At 52.5% G+C, this 21,973-nt stretch carries 17 protein-coding genes; 3 read left to right on the top strand and 14 right to left on the bottom strand.

Translation table 11 applies throughout. From position 1 onward, the window contains the following. Nucleotides 1–206 precede the first annotated feature (206 nt). The 3 genes from K1X45_RS08150 to mtgA form a co-directional block, all read right to left on the bottom strand. The gene (locus K1X45_RS08150) at nt 207–1,391 is read right to left on the bottom strand and encodes an acetyl-CoA C-acetyltransferase (protein ID WP_220160330.1); all 1,185 of its coding nucleotides are present in this window, start codon (nt 1,389–1,391) and stop codon (nt 207–209) included. A 302-nt stretch (nt 1,392–1,693) separates the two neighbouring features. Continuing rightward, the gene (rpmF, locus tag K1X45_RS08155; RefSeq protein ID WP_022709922.1) at nt 1,694–1,876 is read right to left on the bottom strand and encodes a 50S ribosomal protein L32; all 183 of its coding nucleotides are present in this window, start codon (nt 1,874–1,876) and stop codon (nt 1,694–1,696) included. A gap of 259 nt (nt 1,877–2,135) precedes the next feature. Beyond that, nucleotides 2,136–2,903, bottom strand: coding sequence for a monofunctional biosynthetic peptidoglycan transglycosylase (mtgA, locus tag K1X45_RS08160; RefSeq protein WP_220158533.1), 768 nt, complete (start codon nt 2,901–2,903; stop codon nt 2,136–2,138). 286 nt (nt 2,904–3,189) lie between these two features. On the opposite strand from mtgA, the gene K1X45_RS08165 reads away from it, so the two are divergent. Beyond that, on the top strand, nt 3,190–4,038 hold the full coding sequence (locus K1X45_RS08165) for a polyprenyl synthetase family protein (protein WP_255560942.1): 849 nt from the start codon (nt 3,190–3,192) through the stop codon (nt 4,036–4,038). Nucleotides 4,039–4,097: 59 nt separating this feature from the next. On the opposite strand, the gene ispG is transcribed toward K1X45_RS08165, so the two are convergent. From ispG to K1X45_RS08190, 5 genes are all read right to left on the bottom strand, one after another. Continuing rightward, nucleotides 4,098–5,369 carry a flavodoxin-dependent (E)-4-hydroxy-3-methylbut-2-enyl-diphosphate synthase gene (gene ispG, locus K1X45_RS08170; RefSeq protein WP_220158534.1) on the bottom strand — a complete coding sequence of 424 codons (1,272 nt, stop codon included), beginning with the start codon at nt 5,367–5,369 and terminating at the stop codon, nt 4,098–4,100. 132 nt (nt 5,370–5,501) lie between these two features. Continuing rightward, on the bottom strand, nt 5,502–6,695 hold the full coding sequence (locus tag K1X45_RS08175; RefSeq protein ID WP_370627004.1) for an MFS transporter: 1,194 nt from the start codon (nt 6,693–6,695) through the stop codon (nt 5,502–5,504). A 184-nt stretch (nt 6,696–6,879) separates the two neighbouring features. Continuing rightward, nucleotides 6,880–8,205 (bottom strand): TRAP transporter large permease, encoded by a 1,326-nt coding sequence (locus K1X45_RS08180; protein WP_022709917.1) that lies wholly within the window; start codon nt 8,203–8,205, stop codon nt 6,880–6,882. After that, entirely contained in the window at nt 8,202–8,816 is a 615-nt protein-coding gene (locus K1X45_RS08185; protein WP_075657263.1) for a TRAP transporter small permease, read from the bottom strand. The genes K1X45_RS08180 and K1X45_RS08185 overlap by 4 nt, the downstream gene beginning before the upstream one ends. A 204-nt stretch (nt 8,817–9,020) precedes the next feature. Then, nucleotides 9,021–10,019, bottom strand: a complete 999-nt coding sequence (locus tag K1X45_RS08190) for a TRAP transporter substrate-binding protein (RefSeq protein WP_028233390.1) — start codon at nt 10,017–10,019, stop codon at nt 9,021–9,023. 223 nt (nt 10,020–10,242) lie between these two features. Here K1X45_RS08190 and K1X45_RS08195 point away from each other — a divergent pair, with 223 nt between their 5' ends. Together K1X45_RS08195 and K1X45_RS08200 are read left to right on the top strand one after the other, a co-directional pair. Then, entirely contained in the window at nt 10,243–12,243 is a 2,001-nt protein-coding gene (locus tag K1X45_RS08195) for a PAS domain-containing sensor histidine kinase (protein WP_220158535.1), read from the top strand. Continuing rightward, nucleotides 12,240–12,839: a response regulator transcription factor gene (locus K1X45_RS08200; protein WP_220158536.1), complete on the top strand. Its 600-nt coding sequence runs from the start codon at nt 12,240–12,242 to the stop codon at nt 12,837–12,839. Before K1X45_RS08195 ends, K1X45_RS08200 begins: the two co-directional genes overlap by 4 nt. A gap of 34 nt (nt 12,840–12,873) precedes the next feature. On the opposite strand, the gene pyc is transcribed toward K1X45_RS08200, so the two are convergent. From pyc to K1X45_RS08230, 6 genes are all read right to left on the bottom strand, one after another. After that, nucleotides 12,874–16,332, bottom strand: coding sequence for a pyruvate carboxylase (gene pyc, locus K1X45_RS08205; RefSeq protein WP_220158537.1), 3,459 nt, complete (start codon nt 16,330–16,332; stop codon nt 12,874–12,876). Between the two features lie 341 nt (nt 16,333–16,673). Further along, complete coding sequence (locus K1X45_RS08210; RefSeq protein ID WP_028233389.1) at nt 16,674–17,792, bottom strand: branched-chain amino acid ABC transporter substrate-binding protein; 1,119 nt, start codon at nt 17,790–17,792, stop codon at nt 16,674–16,676. 241 nt (nt 17,793–18,033) lie between these two features. After that, entirely contained in the window at nt 18,034–19,146 is a 1,113-nt protein-coding gene (locus K1X45_RS08215; RefSeq protein WP_121994222.1) for a branched-chain amino acid ABC transporter substrate-binding protein, read from the bottom strand. 295 nt (nt 19,147–19,441) lie between these two features. Then, nucleotides 19,442–19,786, bottom strand: a complete 345-nt coding sequence (locus tag K1X45_RS08220; protein WP_022709909.1) for a DUF6867 family protein — start codon at nt 19,784–19,786, stop codon at nt 19,442–19,444. 167 nt (nt 19,787–19,953) lie between these two features. Continuing rightward, nucleotides 19,954–20,685 (bottom strand): ABC transporter ATP-binding protein, encoded by a 732-nt coding sequence (locus K1X45_RS08225; RefSeq protein ID WP_220160430.1) that lies wholly within the window; start codon nt 20,683–20,685, stop codon nt 19,954–19,956. After that, on the bottom strand, nt 20,685–21,962 hold the full coding sequence (locus tag K1X45_RS08230) for an ATP-binding cassette domain-containing protein (protein ID WP_220158538.1): 1,278 nt from the start codon (nt 21,960–21,962) through the stop codon (nt 20,685–20,687). The genes K1X45_RS08225 and K1X45_RS08230 overlap by 1 nt, the downstream gene beginning before the upstream one ends. Between the last annotated feature and the right edge of the window lie 11 nt (nt 21,963–21,973).

Consider the following 21,973-nt stretch of genomic DNA (forward strand, 5'->3'; position numbering starts at 1 on the left):
CGAATCGGCGACGAATCGCTGATATATGAAAGTTCCCGTTTCGTTTTCACAAAATACAGCATCAAAAAGATCAATGCACACCACATATAGTATTAGACCTTTGTGAAACGCATATTCACAGCAGCAAAAAGCCCCGAAAAAGTTAATTTCCTTCGGGGCTTCGATTTTCGTAACAATGCGCCTTGTTAACTTATCGGCAAATACGTTCAGTCGCGCTCAACACAGAGCGCAACACCCATGCCACCGCCGATACACAGGGTCGCCAGACCTTTCTTGGCATCACGGCGCTGCATTTCATAAAGCAGCGTAGTCAGAACACGGGCACCGGAAGCGCCGATCGGATGACCGATAGCAATAGCACCGCCATTCACATTGACGATAGCCGGATCAAGCCCCAGTTCACGGGTCACACAGCAAGCCTGCGCCGCAAAAGCCTCATTGGCTTCAACCAGATCAAGGTCTTTCACTGTCCAGCCAGCTTTCTCCAGCGCTTTGCGTGAGGCCGGAATAGGTCCTGTGCCCATCACTGCCGGATCAACACCTGCTGTTGCCCAAGAGGTGATGCGTGCCAATGGTTTGATACCGCGACGCTCTGCTTCCGCTTCACTCATCAGCACTGTTGCGGCTGCGCCATCATTAATACCGGAAGCATTACCGGCTGTGACTGTACCTTCTTTGGCAAAAGCCGGACGCAGCTTCTGCAAAGCCTCAATCGTGGTGCCGTGGCGGATATACTCATCCTCGCTTACAATCACCTCGCCCTTACGGGTTTTGATAACCACAGGCACGATCTCGTCTTTAAAACGACCTGCGACTTGTGCAGCTTCAGCCTTGTTCTGGGAAGCAAGAGCGAAATTGTCCTGATCCTCACGGGTCAGCTGCCAGCGATCAGCAATATTCTCGGCTGTTACGCCCATAGGATAACCGTGGAAAGCGTCCGTCAGACCATCTTTCATCATGGTATCGATCATGGTCATGTCGCCCATTTTGGTACCGGAGCGCAGATGCGCGCAATGCGGAGCCATCGACATGGATTCCTGACCACCGGCAACAATCACCGATGCATCACCATTGGCAATCTGCTGTAAGCCCAGCGCCACAGAGCGCAGGCCGGAGCCGCAAAGCTGGTTCACGGCAAAACCCGTTGTCTCAATCGGGCAACCGGCAGCGATTGCAGCCTGACGCACCGGATTCTGCCCCTGCCCTGCTGTCAGCACCTGACCGAAAATCACTTCATCAACATCAGCGGCAGCAACACCGGCGCGCTCCAGCGCAGCCTTAATTGCTGTAGCACCCAGCTCATGGGCAGGCACATTGGCGAAAGCCCCGTTGAATGAACCGACAGGAGTACGCGCAGCGCTGGCAATGACGACTGTTGTTTCTTTGCTCATGACAGATAACTTCCTCACATCCCAATAGTGCCTGTTTTCCGCATATACGCAGAACGGGCTTTTCCTCAGTATAGCGTCAGTTACAAATGATGCTGGCACTAATTGCGATCAAGGTTTTGAATTTTTCGCATAACCCCGTGCTGCATTACAGGCAGATTGCCGTGCTTTTGCGTAAAATACGCTAGAAACAACCGGTCCTCGCTGCACAGGTGATGCGCTGGCGGAATAGACAAGCAAATTGCAGACAAAAAAAGACCGGCTGAAAAGCCGGTCTTTTTTAAAAGCTCCAAGAAAAAGCGAAATTACGCTTCCTTTGGCTCCAGAACCTGACGGCCGCGATACATACCGCTTTTCAGGTCGATATGGTGCGGGCGACGCAGTTCGCCGGAGTTCTTGTCTTCAACATATGTCGGAGCCTTCAGCGCATCAGCCGAACGACGCATGCCGCGCTTCGAAGGGGAAGTTTTTCGTTTAGGTACAGCCATTGATTCTGCTCCAGTGATTAGTCAATCGAATGTCCGGTGCCTCATAGCGAGGCTGTCACATCGGACATTGTTCCGGAAAGTTTTGCTGCCTATACACGCTCAAACGTCTTTTGACCAGCAGGACTCGCATTTTTTTTATGCAAATCCCGATTTACCGGCTTAAAAACCTGCTCAGAAATGTATTTCAGTCGCTGCCCTATAGCATCATTCCCGGCCAAAGGACAAAAGATTTCGCGCTTTTGCTCAAATTTTGCTGATTTTATTGCACGCAACCGACATAAGCGCCGCTGTTTTGGGCTCTTCGCTCAATAATACGGGAAATCCGCACCATACCGCGGCTTGGCTTGGATGCATCGCGGAGAATCGGATTCGGCAGCGTGACTGCAAGATAAGCGGCCTGCCGCGCCGTCAATTTGGATGCCGGACGCTTGAAATAATGCTGGGCAGCAGCTTCAACACCATAAATCCCGTCACCCCACTCCACGATATTGAGATAAATCTCCATCATCCGGCGCTTGGAAAGAATCAATGAGGCGGCCTGCGCCAGCGGGAATTCCAGTGCCTTGCGCACATAAGAGCGCCCGTTCCAGAGAAACAGATTTTTCACCGTCTGCATCGGGATTGTCGAGGCACCGCGGCTTGGCTCACCGTCACTGCCCAGCACCAGTTTCAGCTGATTCCAGTCAATGCCATAATGGCTGCAAAACTGCCCGTCTTCAGACATCATCACCGAATTGACCAGTACCGGAGCAATATCCTCCAGCGGCACCCACTGGCGTTCATAGCCTTTCAGCGTCACCAGATCCTTGATCATCAGGGTTGATACCGGATGCACAAAGGGCAGCTTGTAGAGAAAAAGCAGAGCGAAAGGCGCAATAGCCAGCAACAGCAAAATGCGCTTCAGCCAATACCACGGCCGCACGTTCACCGGATCCGCCACAAAGCTGGCGACGGTTTTCGGAGCTGCGGTTTCATGATGACCGTCCCCTTTATCTCCGTCCTCCTTATACATGACAAATTTTGTCATTGTGCCCGCAGTGTCTCCGTTACTTGCCATATCGTTACTGCATAATTTCAGCCGATTGAAAAGCCGGCGCTGCAAGACATATCAGTTTTCAGGCATTTTTTGTTGGTAAAAAACATTTCGCGGCTTTTCTGCATCACCTCTGATACAGAAATTTCATATTGAGCCGACCGGACAGGAGTTGATTATTACAGGCGAATGGTTCATGCCCTTGTCCATGAAAAACGATCATGACATTTCCGGTTTCGGACAGCGGCTGGCACTTCATGCCGCTTCCGTTGAGCAACTGATGGTCTCACTTCTGGATGAGCGCCCGCGTCTCGGCGAGGTTATCCGTCCGCCACGCCTCATGGCCGCAATCCGTCATGGTGCGCTGAATGGCGGCAAGCGCCTGCGCCCGTTTCTGGTCACGGAAACCGCCCGCCTCTATGATGCGGATCCCCAAGCTGCATTGCGCGTTGCCGCAGCGCTGGAATGTATCCATTGCTACTCGCTGGTTCATGATGATCTTCCGGCCATGGATGATGATGATATGCGTCGCGGCCAGCCAACAGTTCACAAAGCCTATGATGAAGCGGCAGCAATTCTCGCCGGTGACGGTTTGCTCACTTATGCTTTCGACATCATCGCTGATGATGCCACAGAACTGCCGGTGAAAACCCGTCTTGATCTGGTGCTGGCTTTGTCGCGTGCCTCCGGTGTCGGCGGCATGGTCGGCGGTCAGGCACTTGATCTGATGGCTGAAACCGCCAGCCCTGATGAAGCAGACATTATTACCCTGCAAGCGATGAAAACCGGCGCGCTGATCCGCTTCGCCTGTGAAGCCGGTGCCATTATCGGCAATGCAAGCACGGAAGAGCGTGAGCGCCTTGCCGAATTCGGCTCGGCCATTGGCCTGGCTTTCCAGCTTGCCGATGATCTGCTGGATGTAACCGCCGATGCAGCCACTATGGGTAAAGCCACCGGCAAAGATGCCGCCGCAGGCAAAGCGACTCTTGTTTCACTGCATGGCATTGATTGGACAAAGAAACAGCTGGCCGGTCTGGTCGCGCAGGCAGAAGACCTACTGGCACCTTTCGGTGAAAAAGCACAGGTTCTAAAAGAAGCCGCGCATTTTATCGCTCTGCGTCAGAACTAAATTCAATAAAAGTCGCAATAAAAAAGCTCTCATATTTTATGAGAGCTTTTTTATTATTCTTATTCTGCGGCTTCCGGCTTTTTCGCACCGAGCCCGTAACGGTTTTCGATATATTCGGCCACCATCTTCTGGAAATCTTCAGCGATTGCCGGACCGCGTAATGTGGCGACTTTCTTGCCATCTACGAAAACCGGTGCGGATGGTGTCTCACCGGTTCCCGGCAGAGAAATACCGATATCCGCATGTTTGGATTCACCCGGCCCGTTAACGATACAGCCCATCACCGCAACAGACAGGCCTTCAACGCCCGGATATTTCTCACGCCAGATCGGCATATTGGTGCGGATATCATTCTGAATGGTCTGCGCCAGTTCCTGAAACACCGTTGAGGTGGTGCGGCCGCAACCCGGACACGCCGCAACAATCGGGATAAACTGACGGAAACCCATCACCTGAAGCAATTCCTGCGAGACCTGCACTTCGCGGGTACGGTCGCCATTCGGCTCCGGTGTCAGGGAGATACGGATTGTATCGCCGATGCCCTGCTGCAACAGAATCCCCATCGCGGCGGAAGACGCCACAATGCCCTTGGTGCCCATACCGGCTTCGGTCAGCCCCAGATGCAGCGCATGATCGCAGCGTTTGGCCAGTTCCGCATAAACCGCAATCAGATCCTGTACCTGACTGACTTTGGCGGAAAGAATGATCTTCTCGCGCGGCAGGCCGATTTCCTCAGCCAGATCAGCAGAAATCAGTGCAGACTGGATAATCGCCTCGCGCATCACTTCCTGCGCGGTCATTGGCGCACCGGCAGCCTGATTGCGATCCATCAGAGTGGTCAGCAATTCCTGATCCAGAGAACCCCAGTTTACACCGATACGTACCGGCTTGTCATAGCGGATTGCCATTTCAATAATTTCGGCAAACTGCTTGTCTTTTTTGTCTTTGAAACCGACATTGCCCGGATTGATACGATATTTCGCCAGCGCTTCCGCACAGGCCGGATGGTCTGACAGCAGCTTATGGCCGATATAATGGAAATCACCGATCAGCGGCACATTGAGGCCGAGGCGCTCAAGACGTTCACGGATTTTCGGCACAGCGGCAGCAGATTCATCGCGGTCAACCGTGATGCGTACCAGTTCGGAACCCGCATGATGCAGCGCTGCAACCTGCGCAACTGTACCGTCAATATCCGCCGTATCCGTATTGGTCATGGATTGCACAACCACCGGCGCATCACCGCCAACAATCACGCCGCCGACATTGACCCCGACAGATGTACGGCGGGCAAAGGGATGGGCATAATAGTGCAGATTATCAGAAGCCATAATTATACAATCTTAAAGTGGGCAATCTTACAGTGATACGGAAACATCTCGGTTCAATGCTGTTCCATAACCGTGACGGAACAGCTTTTGAACCGCAATTGTGACAGTCTTACAGCAGGTCGTTCAAAACTTCTATTCTCTTTTCTGATCTGCGGCACTTGCGAGCGATGAAAGCATAAACACCACCACCAGCATCAGCGCCAGCACCATATAGACAGGGCCGAAACCGATATGCCCGCCGATATAGCCGATCAGTGACGGTGCAACCAGAATGCCTGAATAGCCCATCAATGTGACAAGACTTAACGCCGTGCCCGCATGGATGCCGCTCTGATTGCCTGCCGCCGAGAAAATAATCGGTACAATATTGGCCACACCAAGTCCGGCAACAGCAAAAGCCAGAATTGCTATCCACGCATGTGGTGCAAAACCGCTGACAAACAAGCCCGCTGCGGCAATAATGATCGACACGCGGAATGTCCGCACGGCACCGAAGCGATTACGCACGCCGTCCCCGAGAAAACGAACCAGCGCCATCGTCGCGGAAAAAGCTGCATAGCCATAACCGGCGGTGGTCAGATCTGCGGAAAAGGCCTGCTGAATATAGACCGCTGCCCAGTCCAGAACCGCACCTTCCGGCACCATTGCAAACAGCGCCATCATACCGATCAGATAGATCACCGGCTGATTAGGCAAACGGAAGCGGATTTTCTCGCTGGTCTGCTGCTGACGATCCATGACCAGCCGCGGCAAAGTTATCAGCATAATGATACCGGCAATCACGCTCACCAGAACCGCATGGCTGAATGCGCCCTGATAGTGCAGATAAAAGCTGCCAAGCGCGCTGCCTGCAAAACCGCCAAGGCTCCAGAAACCGTGAGAAGAAGACATCAGCGCGCGACCGAGCGTTTTCTCCACCGCAACGGCATTGGCATTCATCGCCACATCCATACCGCCGAAGACCGCGCCCAGCATAAACAGTACCGGCACAGCCAGATAAAGATTATTGGTAAGAGCAACAACAATCAGCCAGAACGCCACGCCGACGGCAAAGCTTTTGGTCACGCGATCCGAGCCATAGCGCGCCAGCAACGGACCGCACAGTCCCATGGCCGCCAGAGCACCAAGGCCGAAAACCAAAATGAGCAATCCGAAGACACCTTCAGAAACGCCCAACCGGCTCATCATCAACGGAATGTGCAAAGCCCAGCTGCCGGTGACAAAGCCGTTGGAAAAAAACGCACCCGCCACTGCCCAGCGGTAATAACGCGTACCACTGTCTATAACAGCAGGCTGCACTGTACTGATCCCTGCATCTCCGCTCACAAAACCGCTCCATCAGGTTCAGAACATTATTTAAAGCATATCCCGAAAAGCGAGAGTTGCTCTTGAGCCTCTGTTTAGTCGATTTTTATGACAAAAGAAATCACCTGTCCGTCACAAGCCTGTCAGCCGTTGCAGCCAAAGAAAAAGGCGGCCGAAGCCGCCTTTTGTCTGATTGTTTAGCGCTTTATTTCATGCCCAGTGTATGCGGTAGCCAGAGTGTGATCTGCGGCACATAGGTGACCAGCCCGAGGAAGATCAACGTTGTGATAATCCACGGCAATGTCGACTTGGTCACCGCCGTCAGCCCCATTTTCGATATGGATGAGGCCACATAGAGATTGAGCCCCACCGGCGGTGTACACAGACCGATCTCCATATTCACCACCATCATCACCCCGAAATGCACCGGATCAACACCGAGCTTCACGGCAATCGGGAACAGGATCGGCGCCATAATCAGCACCACGGCAGAAGGCTCCATCACCATGCCGATCAGCAACAGAATGATATTGACCATCAGCAGGAAGCCGATCATGCCAAAGCCCTGCTCAACGATCCATGCACTCATCTGCTGCGGAATTTGTTCCGAGGTCAGGATGAAGGCAAACATCACCGCATTGGTAATGATATAGAGCAGCATCGCGCTCATCGCTGCCGAAGACAGCAGCACTTTCGGCACATCGCGCAGTTTAATGTCCTTATAGACAAAGACTGCAATCACGAATGCATAGACGGCAGAAACCGCAGCAGCTTCAGTCGGTGTGAAAATACCGCCATAAATACCACCCATGATGATGACGATCAGCATCAGCCCCCAGACGGAGGAGCGGAAGGCTTCCCAACGCTCACGCCAGCTGGCTTTCTGCATCCGCGGATAGCCGTTTTTCCATGCGCGCCAGATGGTTGTGCTGCCAAGCATTGCCGCCAGCATCAGCCCCGGTACAACACCGGCCATAAACAATGTGCCGATTGAGGCCGACATGACAGGCGCACCGTCAGGGCCGGTCACCACCATGCCGGAGGTTGCCACCGCATACATCACCATCACAATCGACGGCGGAATGAGAATGCCTAACCCGCCGGAGGTCGCGATAACGCCGGTACCGAATTGCGGCGGATAACCCTGCTTGACCATTGCCGGTATCAGGATGGAACCAACCGCCATCACCGTTGCCGGAGAAGAGCCGGAAATTGCGGCGAACAGCGAACAGGCGGCAACTGCTGCCAGCCCCATACCGCCATACCAGTGCCCGACCATCGAGGTGGCAAAGCGGATCATGCGCTTGGCTACCCCGCCATGGGTGAGGAAGTTACCGGCAAGGATGAAAAACGGAATCGCCATGATCTCGAATTTTTCAATACCGGTGAACAGTTTCAGCGCAATTGAATCCATCGGGATCGAGGTGAACCCGAAAAGGAAGGTGAAAACCGTCAGACCCAGCGCAATGGAAACCGGCATCCCTGTCACAAGCAACAGTGCCAGAATGAGGAAGATAATCAGAGCGGTCATCGTGCGGCCTCCGCATCTTCCAGCCCGTCAACATGACCATGATCGTGATGGGCGATAGTGCCTGTGGTGAGATAGAGCCACAGCGCCTGAATAAAGCGGAAACACATCAGCGCGGAACCGAGCGGCACGGCGAGATAAACAATCCACATCGGCATTTCGAGATCAGCGGAAATCTGGCCGGTTTTGGAAATATGCCAGACGAAATCCGTGCCGATCCACGCCACGATACCCGTGAACAGGATACAGGCCAGAAAAGCGATAATAATCATCAGGCGCTGGTTTTTCGGTGACATACGCTCCACCAGCACATCAACGCCGACATGGATGCCAATACGCACGCCATAGGCCGCGCCGAATTTCGCCATCCATACAAACAGATAAATACAGGCTTCCTGAGCCCAGGTCAGATTGATTGATGCCAGCCAGCGATAAAAGCTGCGGGCATAGCCCTGCAATTCGGCATAATCATTGGCGCGTGCCCAGGACAGCACATCGGCAACTAGCCCGATAGAATAACGGTGAGCAACCGCGACAAAGATCAGCACAACGGCCGCTGCAATCAAAAAAGACAGCAATATTTCTTCAAAGCGGTCGAGGATACGCAACACCATAGGATGCTCCTCATGTGAGGGCGCACCGCTTTTCGGTGCTCCGTCTTGTTAATTATGAGCGCAAAAAACCAGCCGTGATAACAGCCGATACGCACAAATGTGATTGAAAACAGAATTCGGAAAATGTGCCTGCCCCAAGCACCATCGTCAGGGCAGGCAGGCCCGCTGCGATCGGAGAAACTCCGGCAGCGGGGCTTGAGAGGATTACTCTTTCATACCGACGGCTTCATAAACCTGCTTAATCAGGTCTGCGCCTACGCGGTCAGCCATTTCAGTATGCACAGGCTTGAGCGCTGCAACCCATTCTTCACGCTCTTCCGGTGTCAGTTCGTAGAATGTGGTCGTACCGGCCGCCTTCATTGCCGCCAGAGAATCGTCATTTTCTTTCTGAGCGATTTCGTTGGCAAAGGCAGTTGATTCAGCCATGGCTTTATCAAGCTGGGTGCGCACATCTTCCGGCAGGCCTTCCCAGAACGCCTTATTGACGATCACCGCATAGCCCAGATAGCCGTGGTTTGAGACCGTGGCATGTTTCTGCACTTCATGCATTTTCTGGGTATACATATTGGACGGCGGGTTTTCCGTACCGTCCACAACGCCGGTCTGCAAAGCCTGATAGACTTCGGAGAAAGCCAGAACCTGCGGCACGGCACCCAGCGCCTTCATCTGTGCTTCCAGAATTTTGGAAGACTGAATACGCATTTTCAGACCAAGGAAATCATCCGGCACATGCAGCTGGCTGTTTGCCGACATCACTTTGAAGCCGTTATCCCAATAGGCCAGACCTTTGATGCCCTTGGCATCCAGCTTGTCGAGCAGCGCACGGCCAACCGGACCATCGGTGATTTTGCGCAGATCATTATAGTCTTTCATAATGAACGGCAGATCGAAAACTTCAAATTCACGCACGCCGAGCGGGCCGAATTTTGCCAGAGACGGTGCCAGCATCTGCACAGCGCCAAGCTGCAGGGCTTCCAACTCTTCTTTATCCTTGTAAAGCTGCGAGTTCGGATAGACCTCGACCTTCACTTTGCCTTCTGTGTAGGATTCAGCGAGTTCCTTGAACTTCTCGGCGGCTTTGCCCTTTGGTGTATCAGGTGCCACAACATGGCTGAATTTAATGGTAATTGCCTGCGCAAGCGCAGTTGTGCTCACACCAAAAGCGAGAATTGCAGCAAGACCGGCAGTTGTAAGAAATTTCATTGAGAGGCCCTCCCAAGCCTGCATCTGTCAGTAAAACATTCCGGCGGATAAACCGGCACGGACTCCAAACGGAGTAAAAATCAGATAAAATCCTTAAAAGGAGTAGAGCCTCAATTCTATTGTGGAATACCACAGTATTTCTATTGTGGTTTACCACAGGCATAACTTCGTGCAGACAAGAGGTTATGCTTATAAAGCATAGTGAGGATATTCAGACGAGCGCATGAAATTTCGTCATACAGCAGCAAATCCGCAAGACAACAGCCAGAGTCTCTCCGGCTTCCGCGCATCTGTGCGTGATTATACGCTGGCTATTCCCCTGCTCGCGATCCTGCTGATTGTGACCCTGATCGTTGCGCTGATTTGGATGACCTCGCGTGATAACCAGTCAGAAACAGAGAAAAAACTTACAACTGATGCGCTTTGGGTTGAGCAATATCTGCGTTTTCAGCTGCAAACCTTTGAGACAGAATTACGCGATCTCGGAGCAGATATCGAACGCGATCCGCAGCAGAAAGACACGATCAGAACCAAGGCTCAGCATCTGGTTTCCATCCATTCGGAATTCATCGATATCAGCTGGTTCATGCCGGACGGCCAATTGCTGGAAAGCGCACCGCCCGGTCTCAATGTTATCGCCGACTATAAACCGGCACTGGCCGAACACAGTCGCCTTTTCGGCAAACCGGTCTATTCTTCTCCCCGCCATACGAGTGAAGGCTGGGTGGTCGATATGGTTGCGCCGGTTTATAATAATAACCGTTCCGCAGGTACAATCTGGGTCATCATCTCACTGGACAGATTGCTGTCGCGCAATGTGCCCTGGTGGGTTGCGGGAAAATATCAGGTCTCGCTCACAGATTCCGGCGGCGATCCCCTGATCTCAAAATCCAGCATCATGCCGACCAATGATCAGGCGCGTCACACGATTTCTTTCGACCCGCCACTGACCGGCACCTATATCACTGTCACGCCCTATCAGAGCCGTGCCGCTATAGGCCCGATTGTCATTTCCGCCGCCATTATCGGCCTGACCATTCTGGTGATTATCAATCTCTGGATGGCCTATCGCCAGAACCGGCGCAGAGCCGCAGCTGAACACGCTTTGCGCACAGAATATGCATTCCGGCAGGCGATGGAAAATTCCCTGACCATCGGCATGCGTGCCCGCGACCGCGACGGACGCATCATCTATGTGAATCCGGAATTCTGCCGCATGGTCGGTTATGAAGAAAAGCAGCTGATCGGCATGATGCCGCCGCATCCCTATTGGGCACCGGAAATCATGTCGGAAGGCATCCAGCGCCAGAATGATATGCGCAGTACCGGCATTGCCCCGCGTGAATTTGAAACACGTTTCATCCGGCCTGATGGCAAGCTGATTGATATTCAGGTCTATGAAGCCCCGCTGATTGATGCGGATGGCACCCATATCGGCTGGATGGGTTCGCTTGTTGATGTGACCGAGAAAAAGAAACTGGAAGAGGCCCGCCAGACCGAAGCTGAAAAACTTCAGCATAATGCCCGCCTGATTACGATGGGAGAAATGGCCTCCACACTGGCACATGAGTTGAACCAGCCTTTGGCCGCCATTACCAGCTATGCCACCGGTAGTCTCAATCTGCTGCAATCAGGCACGGTGCAGCCGGTTGATCTGACCGGAGCCCTGCAAAAACTCTCCGATCAGGCACAGCGTGCCGGTACAATTGTCCACCGTGTGCATGATTTTGTGCGCAAGCGCTCCGTAACGCCGGAGCAGCATGACCTGCGCAAAATTTTGCAGGATGCTGCCAGTTTTGTCAGCAGTGATATTATCAAGGGTGGCGGTCATATCGACATGCGCCTGCCCGATGCGCCGGTAGCCGTGCGGGCTGATGCGGTGCTGATCCAGCAGGTCCTGCTGAACCTGATCCGCAATGCCCGCGAGGCAGCCGTAGGCCTGCCGCGTAACCGGCAGAAATTACATATCAGCCTTGAGAGTGATGAAAATGAAGCCATTATCACCATCACCGATCACGGGCACGGTATTCCGGAAGGCATGGAAAACGAGATTTTCACGCCTTTTATCTCCTCAAAATCGGAAGGCATGGGTATGGGGCTGCCGATCTGCCGTTCCATTCTGGAATCGCACAAAGGCCGCTTATGGTTGCAGGCAACACCTGACAGGCAAGGTGCCAGCTTCTGTCTTTCTTTACCGCTAAGCACGCAGGAAATCACGCAATGACCGTTCATATTGTTGATGATGATGAAGCCATTCGCGACAGCCTGTCATGGCTGTTTCGCTCCCGTGGTGTGGGCGTTGTCACATGGCCGTCCGGCGAGGCTTTTCTGCAAAACTGGTCGCCGGATCTTCAGGGCTGTATTCTGCTGGATATGCGAATGGACGGCATGTCCGGTCTTGAGGTTTTCGACAAGCTCATCAAGCTTCATGCCCGTCAGCCAGTGATTTTTCTGACAGGACATGGTGATATTCCGCTCGCAGTGGAATGTCTGAAACAGGGGGCTGCGGATTTTCTCGAAAAGCCCTTCAATGATAATAATCTGGTCGACAGGGTTCTGGCTGCCCTGCACAAAGCAAAAGAGCGTGCCGCCTCCGACCGTCAGCGCGATGAATTGCGGCGCAAACGCACCCAGCTTTCCCCGCGCGAGAATGAAGTCCTGTCGATGATATTGGAGGGGCTGCTCAATAAGCAGATTGCCGACAGGCTGGATATCACCATCCGCACTGTTGAAGTGCATCGCGCCCATATTATGGAGAAAATGGGCGCGCGTAATGCCGTGGAACTGGCGCGTCTGATTAGTTTCAGCGAACAGGATTAACCGGCAGAGCAACTACACTCTGCCGGTCTGAATTTTATGCGTAAATAATCAGCAGATCCTTGGCATCAATCTGATCACCGGCGCGTACCAGCACTTCTGCCAGCACACCGTCCCGCTCGGCATGAAGGGCGGTTTCCATCTTCATCGCCTCAATCGACAGCAAGACATCTCCGGCCTTCACACTCTGTCCGCTGGCCACCGCCACTGTCGAAACAATACCGGGCATCGGCGCACCGATATGGGTCTCATTGTTCAGCTCGGCTTTACGGCGGGCACCTTTGGCAGCACCGCGTGTGCGATCCGGCACTTTGATACGGCGCGGCTGACCGTTCAGCTCAAAGAACACAGTGACCATGCCCTGATCGTCAACATCTCCCACAGCCTGATTGCGGATAACCAGTGTCTTGCCGCGCTCGATCTCAACAAAGACTTCCTGTTCCTGCGCCAGCCCGTAAAAATAGACCGGCGTCGGCAGTACACTTGTCGGCCCGTAAAGGGTCTGCGCACCGGCAAAATCGGTGAAGACTTTCGGATACATCAGATAGGACGCAAATTCCTGATCGCTGATTTTGCGCTCCAGCTTGGTTTCAATCTCTTTGCGCTCTGCTTCCAGATCAGCCGGTTGCAGCAACGCACCCGGCCGCTCTGTAAACGGCTTCTCACCCTTCAGCACTTTGGCCTGCAAATCCTTCGGCCATCCTGCTGGCGGTTGGCCAAGATCGCCGCGCATCATCGACACCACGGAATCCGGGAAGGCAATATCCTTGGCCGGATTGGTCACATCAGTCGTTGTCAATTCCTGACTGACCATCATCAGCGCCATATCGCCGACCACTTTGGAAGACGGCGTAACTTTAACAATATCGCCGAACATCAGGTTCACATCGGCATAGGCCTGCGCCACCTCATGCCAGCGGCTCTCCAGTCCCAATGAACGCGCCTGCTCCTTCAGATTGGTGAATTGCCCGCCCGGCATTTCATGCAGGTAAACTTCCGAGGCAGGGCCTTTCAGATCGCTCTCAAACGCTGCATATTGATTGCGAGCCGCCTCCCAATAGAAGGAAATCCGGCGGATCGAAGCCGGATCAAGCTGCGGATCACGCTCACTGCCTGCGAGTGCTTCGACAATCGAGCCGAGGCATGGCTGCGAAGTATTACCCGACAATGCATCCATCGCCGCATCTACAACATCCACACCGCTCTCCACAGCCGCCAGTACCGTTGCTGCTGCAATGCCGGACGTATCATGGGTATGGAAATGGATCGGCAGATCAGTTTCCTGCCGCAAGGCAGTGAAGAGTTTGCGTGCCGATTGTGGCTTCAGCAGCCCCGCCATGTCTTTAATGGCTATGATATGCGCTCCGGCCTTCTCAACCTCACGCGCCAGTTTCAGATAATAATTGAGATCATATTGCGGGCGTGCCGCATTCATCAGATCGCTGGTATAACAGATCGCCGCCTCGCAGAGCTTGCCCTCTTCCAGCACAGCATCCATCGACACGCGCATATTCTCAACCCAGTTGAGACTGTCAAACACGCGAAACAGATCAATGCCGCCGCGTGCCGCTTCACGTACAAATTGCGTCACCACATTATCGGGATAGCTCTTATAGCCCACGCCATTGGCACCGCGCAGCAGCATTTGCAGCAGCAGGTTCGGTGCGCCATCACGCACTTTGCTCAGCCGCTCCCACGGATCTTCCGTCAGAAAGCGCATTGCCACATCGAAAGTCGCGCCGCCCCAGCATTCCAGTGAGAACAGGTTCGGCAACAAACGCGCATAGGTTTCCGCAATCTGCGCAATATCATAGGTACGCATACGTGTGGCCAGCAGCGACTGATGCCCGTCCCGCATGGTCGTATCGGTTACCAGCACCCGCTTTTGCTCACGCATCCACTGCGCAAATTTCTGCGGACCCAACTCTGCCAGTTTCTGGCGGGTACCGCTCTGAATTTCTCCATCCGGCACATAAGGCACTTTCGGAGCGGCCGCATTCATATCCGGCAAGGCACGGCCTTTGGTTTCCGGATGACCATTGACCGTCACATCGGCAATATAGGTCAGAAGTTTGGTCGCACGATCCTGCCGCTTCACATGCTCGAACAGTTCCGGCGTCGTATCAATAAACCGCGTGGTATATTCATTACTGCGGAATTTCGGATGCGTAATAATCGCTTCGAGAAAGGTCAGATTGGTCGATACGCCACGGATACGAAACTCCCGCAGCGCGCGATGCATACGCAGGATCACTTCTTCCGGTGTCGATGCCCATGCCGTCACTTTCTCCAGCAACGGATCATAATAACGGGTGATGAAAGCGCCGGAATAGGCGGTACCGCCGTCCAGACGAATGCCGAAACCGGTCGCTCCGCGATATGCAGTAATCCGCCCGTAATCCGGAATAAAATTCTGCTCCGGATCTTCCGTCGTGATGCGGCATTGCAATGCATGACCGCGCAGAACAATCTTGCTCTGCTCCGGCACACCGGATTCCGGCGAGCCGATAGTCGCGCCTTCCAGAATACGGATTTGCGCCTTAACAATATCAATGCCGGTGACTTCTTCCGTCACCGTGTGCTCCACCTGAATGCGCGGATTGACCTCGATGAAATAGAACTTACCGGAAGTCACATCCATCAGGAACTCAACCGTACCCGCCCCGATATAATTGGTGGCACGGGCAATTTTCAGCGCATAATCGGCCAGTTCCTGACGCTGCCCATCATTGAGGTAAGGCGCCGGTGCACGTTCCACCACTTTCTGATTACGCCGCTGCACGGAACAATCACGTTCAAACAGATGCACAGCATTGCCATGGGTATCGCCGAGGATTTGCACTTCCACATGGCGCGCATGTTCAATGAGTTTTTCGAGATAGACTTCATCCTTACCAAAAGCGGCTTTGGCCTCGCGCTTGGCTTCCGTGACCTCACGCGCCAGATCTTTGACCTCACGAATGGCACGCATACCGCGCCCGCCACCACCCCATGAGGCTTTGAGCATCAGCGGATAGCCGATGCTGTCGGCAATCTTGCGCACCTCATCCATATCCTCCGGCAGTGGATCGCTGGCAGGAACCACCGGCACACCGACCTCAACAGCCAGATTGCGTGCCGCCACTTTATTGCCGAGACGGCGCATCGTATCGCCTTTCGGACCAATGAAAATAATGCCGTTCTCAGCGCAGGCATCGGCAAATTCAGGACTTTCCGACAGCAAACCATAGCCCGGATGAATGGCATCAGCACCGGAGAGCTTGGCAACGCGGATTACTTCCTCGATTGAGAGATAACTTTCAATCGGCCCCAGATCACGCTGCAGATGCGGACCGCGCCCGACCTGATAACTCTCATCCGCTTTGAAGCGATGCAACGCAAGTTTATCTTCCTCTGCCCAGATCGCCACGGTTTTCATGCCAAGCTCATTTGCAGCGCGGAATACGCGGATAGCAATTTCAGAGCGGTTTGCGACAAGAATTTTATGGATAGGCAAAGCAGGTCTCCCTCACTGCAAAACTAGAGCGCCGTGTGCCAGACTTGGCACACAAAGGTCGCTCTAACACTTTAAAATTAGAGCATAATTTCACCTTAAACTGATCCAAGTTTAAGGAATTATGCTCTATTCTGACACATGCCGGTCGTTCCCGTGACCGGCAAAATTCCGTCTGCATACTGATCGTTTTTTTTGTGAAAGAACAGCGAAAATACGTCTTAAAATAACAATGCCCGACACAAGTGCCGGGCATTGCTGAGCCAATTATTCCAAAGTATTAGACCTCTTTTCGAGAAAGAGAATACTATTCTAATTCTGCAATAATTCCCTGATTTCAGGAATTATTTTTTCTGGAAGTAATTATATTTTCCGTCGTCGCCTTTGCGCCATTCAAACATGACATAAGGCGAAAGATTCGGATCGCCCTTTTCATCATAGGAAATTTCGCCGAGAACTGTCTTGAACGGACCTTTTTCCTTCATGGCTGTCGCAACAGTCATAGGATCATTGGTACCGGCAGCCTTTGCCGCCGCAGCCAGAGACTGCACTGCCGCATAGGAATAGAAAGTATAGGCTTCCGGCTCAAATCCGGCATCGCGGAATTTTTTAATCAGCTCGGCATTGGCCGGATCTTCACGCGGATCAGGGCCGAAAGTATTCAGCACACCGGCAACCGCATCACCGGCAATCGAAGCCAGTTCGTTGGAAACAATACCGTCACCGGAAATGAACTGCGCCTTCAGATCCTGATCGCCCATCTGACGGATAATCAGACCGGCTTCCGGATGCAGACCACCCCAGTAAATAACCGTAACGCCGTCACGCTTCAGCTTGGCGATCAGCGCGGAATAATCTTTTTCACCGACATTCACGCCTTCATAAACTGTCTCTTTCAGACCCAGTTCATTCATCGCGTTCTTGGTGGCGTCCGCAAGTCCCTGACCATAAGGGGTTTTGTCATGAACAATTGCGATTTTACCGTCTTTGAAATTATCGACGATATATTTGGCGGCAGCGATACCCTGATTGTCATCGCGGCGGCAGGTACGGAATGTATTCCAGAGACCACGATCGGTATAAACCGGATTGGTGGTGCCCGGTGCAATCGCAAGAATACCGTTTTCGGCATAAACTTCCGAAGCCGGAATGCTTACACCCGAATTAAAGTGACCGATGACAAATTGCACACCATCGGCAGCAAATTTATTGGCAACGGACATGCCCTGCTTGGGATCAGAAACATCATCGCCATAAACAAGAACGATCTTTTCGCCGTTCAGACCGCCTTCTGCATTCACAACTTCAACAGCTGCTTCCACACCGTTTTTAATCTGTGCGCCATATGCGGCACCACCGCCCGTCAGAGGTGCACCAACACCGACCAGAATATCGGCCCATGATGAACCGCTAAAGGCCAGCATTGCAGATAGTGCAACACCGCAGAACAGAGACTTCTTCATATTTCCTACTCCCGTGAATATGCTCAAAAACTGACAAAAAGCAGGTTCTGAGGTCGCCGGAACACCGGCATTTTTCTGTCGGAATGAGACATCCGGCAGAATTTCTTTCGACAGCTCCTCTATGAAAACCGGTTTCACACGGAACTGTTCTGAAACAAAAAACTGTCTCCGCTGTCTGCAATACAGCCTTCAATCGAACGGGGCCGGACTGAGCCGGCCCCGCTGATTTTCAAAGACAGGTTTACTGCTGAATGTAAGTGAACTTACCGTCAGCGCCTTTTTCCCACTTATACATGACATAGCCCGGCAGCTTCGGATCGCCTTTCTCATCGAAAGAGATATCTCCGAGCACAGTCTTGAATGTGCCGGACTTCAGTGCTTTCGCAACTGTTTCCGGATCATTGCTGCCTGCAGCTTTCGCTGCACCGGCCAGCGACTGCATCGCGGCATAGGAGTAAAGTGTATAAGCTTCAGGCTCGAAACCGGCATCGCGGAACTTCTTCACCAGATCAGCATTGGCCGGATTGTTGCGCGGATCAGGACCGAAAGTATTCAGAGTTCCTTCAACCGCATTACCGGCAATGGAAGCCAGCTCATTGGAGACGATACCGTCACCGGAAATGAACTGCGCTTTCAGACCCTGATCGCCGAGCTGACGAATAATCAGACCAGCTTCCGCGTGCATACCGCCCCAATAAATAACGGTAATGCCTTCCTGCTTCATTTTTGCGATCAGTGCCGAGAAGTCCTTCTCGCCAATATTCACACCTTCATACAGGGTTTCTTTCATACCTGCTGCATTGAGTGCTTTCTTGGTTTCATCAGCCAGACCCTGTCCGTAAGGTGTTTTGTCGTGAACAACAGCCACTTTGGCGTCTTTGAACTTTTCAGCAATATACTGACCTGCAACAATACCCTGCTGGTCATCACGGCCGCAGGTACGGAATGTGTTCCACATACCGCGATCAGTATAAACAGGGTTGGTCGCACCTGGTGAAATCTCCAGAATGCCGTTTTCCTGATACACTTCCGAAGCCGGAATTGTTACGCCGGAGTTAAAGTGTCCGATAACGAATTTAACACCGTCAGCGGCAAACTTGTTGGCAACCGAAATGCCCTGTTTCGGATCGGAAACGTCATCACCAAGGGTGAAAACGATTTTCTCTCCGTTCAGACCGCCTTCAGCATTGATGATCTCTGCTGCAGCCTCGGCTCCTTTTTGAATCTGGAGACCGTAAACCGCGTTCGGTCCGGTCAGCGGTGCGCCGATACCCACCAGAACATCCGCAAAAGCCGAGCCGCTGAAAGCCACGAGAGCCGACACTGCTACGCTGTAGAATAAAGATTTTTTCATATTAACTGCTCCCATTACAATGATTATGCCGGAAACCGTCTGCCGCAGATCAGTTTCCTTGTTTTATTAAATACGGAGATCAAAGTTTTGCGGTGCAATACCGATGATCGGCCGGTCATTTTTATTACAATCATTAAGCAGAAACCGGTTTCCCGGGCAGTTCATACCGGAGTGTTACACCGGCGTATCACAATACTCACTTCGTTCCCGCAAAGCGGAATATTGCAATTTCAAACACCCCCAAATTCAATAATCAGCTCAGGGATGTTGTTTCTTGGTTCCTTTAAATCGCCTGTTATTTCGACTTATAGGAAAATGGTGAAGTCTGTTCATAGAGCCAGTTATATTGACGCACCATCTGCTTCACCTTTGTGAAACGATAGCCAAGCGTGCCAATCACCAGCAACACAACAAAATCGACCAGATAGTAATGCAGCGACAGCAATGTTCCTTCAAACATTGCAAAATGAATAAAACGAACCATCGCTGTCAAAGGCAGGAGATAGAGCACAAACATTGCATATGGGCGCCATGTTTGTGCGCAGGCCCGCCCTGTCATCCATGCGGCCCAGCCGCCGAGAATGCAGGTAATCAACAAAAACAGCCAGAATGACGGCTCTTCATAGAGAATGCCTTGCATCAATAATTCTCCCCAATTCACCGGATTTCTGAATGAAATTTCCGGCTGGTGCAGTTTCCGGAAGTGAGGCTGATTTTTAGCGCCCCGGCTTGTCAGAAACTGCGTTAATTCGCCTAAAGCTAAACATTATGAAGAGTGCCGGACAATTTGTTTGTCCGGCTTTCCCATCAATGACGTCCGCCTTCCAGATAGGCTGCGCGGACTTCCGGATTTGCCAGAAGCTCCTGCCCGCTGCCGCTCATAGTAATCACACCATTGACCATCACATAACCGCGATGGGCAAGTTTCAGCGCACCGAAAGCATTCTGCTCCACCAGAAACACAGTCAGTCCGGTGGTGCGGTTCAGCTCTTTAATCGCCTCAAAAATCTGTTTGACGATCAGTGGTGCCAGACCAAGTGACGGCTCATCCAGCATCAGCAATTTTGGCCGTGCCATCAATGCGCGGGCAATCGCCAGCATCTGCTGCTCACCGCCCGACAGAGTACCACCGCGCTGATTGATACGCTCTTTAAGACGCGGAAACAGATCAAACATCAGTTTCACATCTTCATCAAAGTATTTTTGATTATCGAGACTGGCGCCCATTTGCAGATTTTCCATCACGCTCATGCGCGGGAAAATACGGCGTCCTTCCGGAGACTGCGCAATACGCAGTTTTGCAATCTCGTGAGGCGGCATAGAAGTAATATCTTTGCCCTCGAAAAGAATGCGTCCGGTGCGGGCACGCGGTGTACCGAAAATCGTCATCATCAGAGTTGATTTTCCGGCACCGTTTGCACCGATCAGCGTGACGATTTCACCGGATTTAACCGTGACATCAACACCTTTCAGCGCGCAGATATTGCCGTAATAGGTTTCAACCTTATCGATAACCAGAAGCGGGTTCTGACCCTGCATCATTTACCCCCCTCAGTTTTCTTCGTCGAATCTGTCTCTTCGGATGTCTCATGGCTGGACGGTACTTTGCCGGCTTCCACGCGGGATGAGAATTCCGTTTTTCCGCCGCTGGCCAGCTGACGTGCCTGCCCTACCCAGTCTTCACGGGCAATACGGCCGTCAAAGCTCAGATACATCTCAGCCTGTTTGATATCAGCTTCTGTCCACGCGGCAATCTGATCGAAATGATAGATGCCATGGGCATTGAGCTTGGTCTCATTGACACTGCCGATCCCTTTAATCAGGGTCAAATTATCGGCAATACCGCCACGCGGGGCATCCAGACCACCGGCCAGATGCTCCGGTGCAGCAACCTCATCCGCAGGATCAACATCTGCAAGCTGCGTGACCAGCTGATCAACTTCCCCGACTTCACCGCCGGAGCCTTCAATCAGATCAGTTACCTCATCATCATCAACACCAAGATAGGCGGCGATAACTTTAGGGTCATTCTGCACAAAGCTCGGAGCGCCGTCAGAGATTTTCGTGCCATATTCAAGCACGATCACATGATCGGAAATTTCCATAACCACCGACATATCATGTTCGATCAGCAGAATGGACGTGCCTGTCTCTGCACGAATATCCAGCAAAAGCTTGTTAAGCTCCGCAGATTCACGTGGGTTCAGACCGGCTGCCGGCTCATCAAGACACAGCATTTCCGGATCGGTGCACATAGCACGGGCAATTTCCAGACGGCGTTGATCGCCATAAGGAAGATCACCTGCCGGATCATCAGCACGATGGATCAGATTGATCTTCTCAAGCCAAATACGGGCTTTTTCGACCGCGTCTTTCGCTGCCTTTTTATAACCGGGAAATCCGAGCAGCCCCAGAAAAGTAAAGCCGGATGACACCATCAGCGGATTATGCTGGGCAACCAGCAGATTTTCCAGAACCGTCAGACCTGTGAACAGGCGGATATTCTGGAAAGTACGGGCAACCTTAGCTTTTTTGGTAATCACAAAATCCGGCATCCGTTCCAGCAGGAATTTATCGCCGTTTTTATGCTGCATCGTCACCATTCCGCCGGTCGGCTTGTAGAAACCGGTGAGGCAGTTAAACACAGTGGTTTTACCCGCGCCATTCGGCCCGATCACCGCAGTGATCTCGCCGCGCTTGGCTTCAAAGCTCAGATCATTAATTGCCACCAGACCGCCGAAACGCATGGAAAGATGCTCGACTTTCAGAATGGTATCGGCGTTTTGTCTTTTTTCAGCAAGTTCAGAATTTGCCATAGTATTTATCC

Source organism: Pseudochrobactrum sp. Wa41.01b-1, from assembly GCF_019464455.1.
Lineage (GTDB): Bacteria > Pseudomonadota > Alphaproteobacteria > Rhizobiales > Rhizobiaceae > Pseudochrobactrum > Pseudochrobactrum saccharolyticum.

Bases quoted from the DNA above. Each gene is read 5' to 3' on its own strand.
- K1X45_RS08150 (WP_220160330.1), bottom strand. From the start codon at position 1,391: ATGAGCAAAGAAACAACAGTCGTCATTGCCAGCGCTGCGCGTACTCCT.
- rpmF (WP_022709922.1), bottom strand. From the start codon at position 1,876: ATGGCTGTACCTAAACGAAAAACTTCCCCTTCGAAGCGCGGCATGCGT.
- mtgA (WP_220158533.1), bottom strand. From the start codon at position 2,903: ATGACAAAATTTGTCATGTATAAGGAGGACGGAGATAAAGGGGACGGT.
- K1X45_RS08165 (WP_255560942.1), top strand. From the start codon at position 3,190: ATGGTCTCACTTCTGGATGAGCGCCCGCGTCTCGGCGAGGTTATCCGT.
- ispG (WP_220158534.1), bottom strand. From the start codon at position 5,369: ATGGCTTCTGATAATCTGCACTATTATGCCCATCCCTTTGCCCGCCGT.
- K1X45_RS08180 (WP_022709917.1), bottom strand. From the start codon at position 8,205: ATGACCGCTCTGATTATCTTCCTCATTCTGGCACTGTTGCTTGTGACA.
- K1X45_RS08185 (WP_075657263.1), bottom strand. From the start codon at position 8,816: ATGGTGTTGCGTATCCTCGACCGCTTTGAAGAAATATTGCTGTCTTTT.
- K1X45_RS08190 (WP_028233390.1), bottom strand. From the start codon at position 10,019: ATGAAATTTCTTACAACTGCCGGTCTTGCTGCAATTCTCGCTTTTGGT.
- K1X45_RS08195 (WP_220158535.1), top strand. From the start codon at position 10,243: ATGAAATTTCGTCATACAGCAGCAAATCCGCAAGACAACAGCCAGAGT.
- K1X45_RS08200 (WP_220158536.1), top strand. From the start codon at position 12,240: ATGACCGTTCATATTGTTGATGATGATGAAGCCATTCGCGACAGCCTG.
- K1X45_RS08210 (WP_028233389.1), bottom strand. From the start codon at position 17,792: ATGAAGAAGTCTCTGTTCTGCGGTGTTGCACTATCTGCAATGCTGGCC.
- K1X45_RS08215 (WP_121994222.1), bottom strand. From the start codon at position 19,146: ATGAAAAAATCTTTATTCTACAGCGTAGCAGTGTCGGCTCTCGTGGCT.
- K1X45_RS08220 (WP_022709909.1), bottom strand. From the start codon at position 19,786: ATGCAAGGCATTCTCTATGAAGAGCCGTCATTCTGGCTGTTTTTGTTG.
- K1X45_RS08225 (WP_220160430.1), bottom strand. From the start codon at position 20,685: ATGCAGGGTCAGAACCCGCTTCTGGTTATCGATAAGGTTGAAACCTAT.
- K1X45_RS08230 (WP_220158538.1), bottom strand. From the start codon at position 21,962: ATGGCAAATTCTGAACTTGCTGAAAAAAGACAAAACGCCGATACCATT.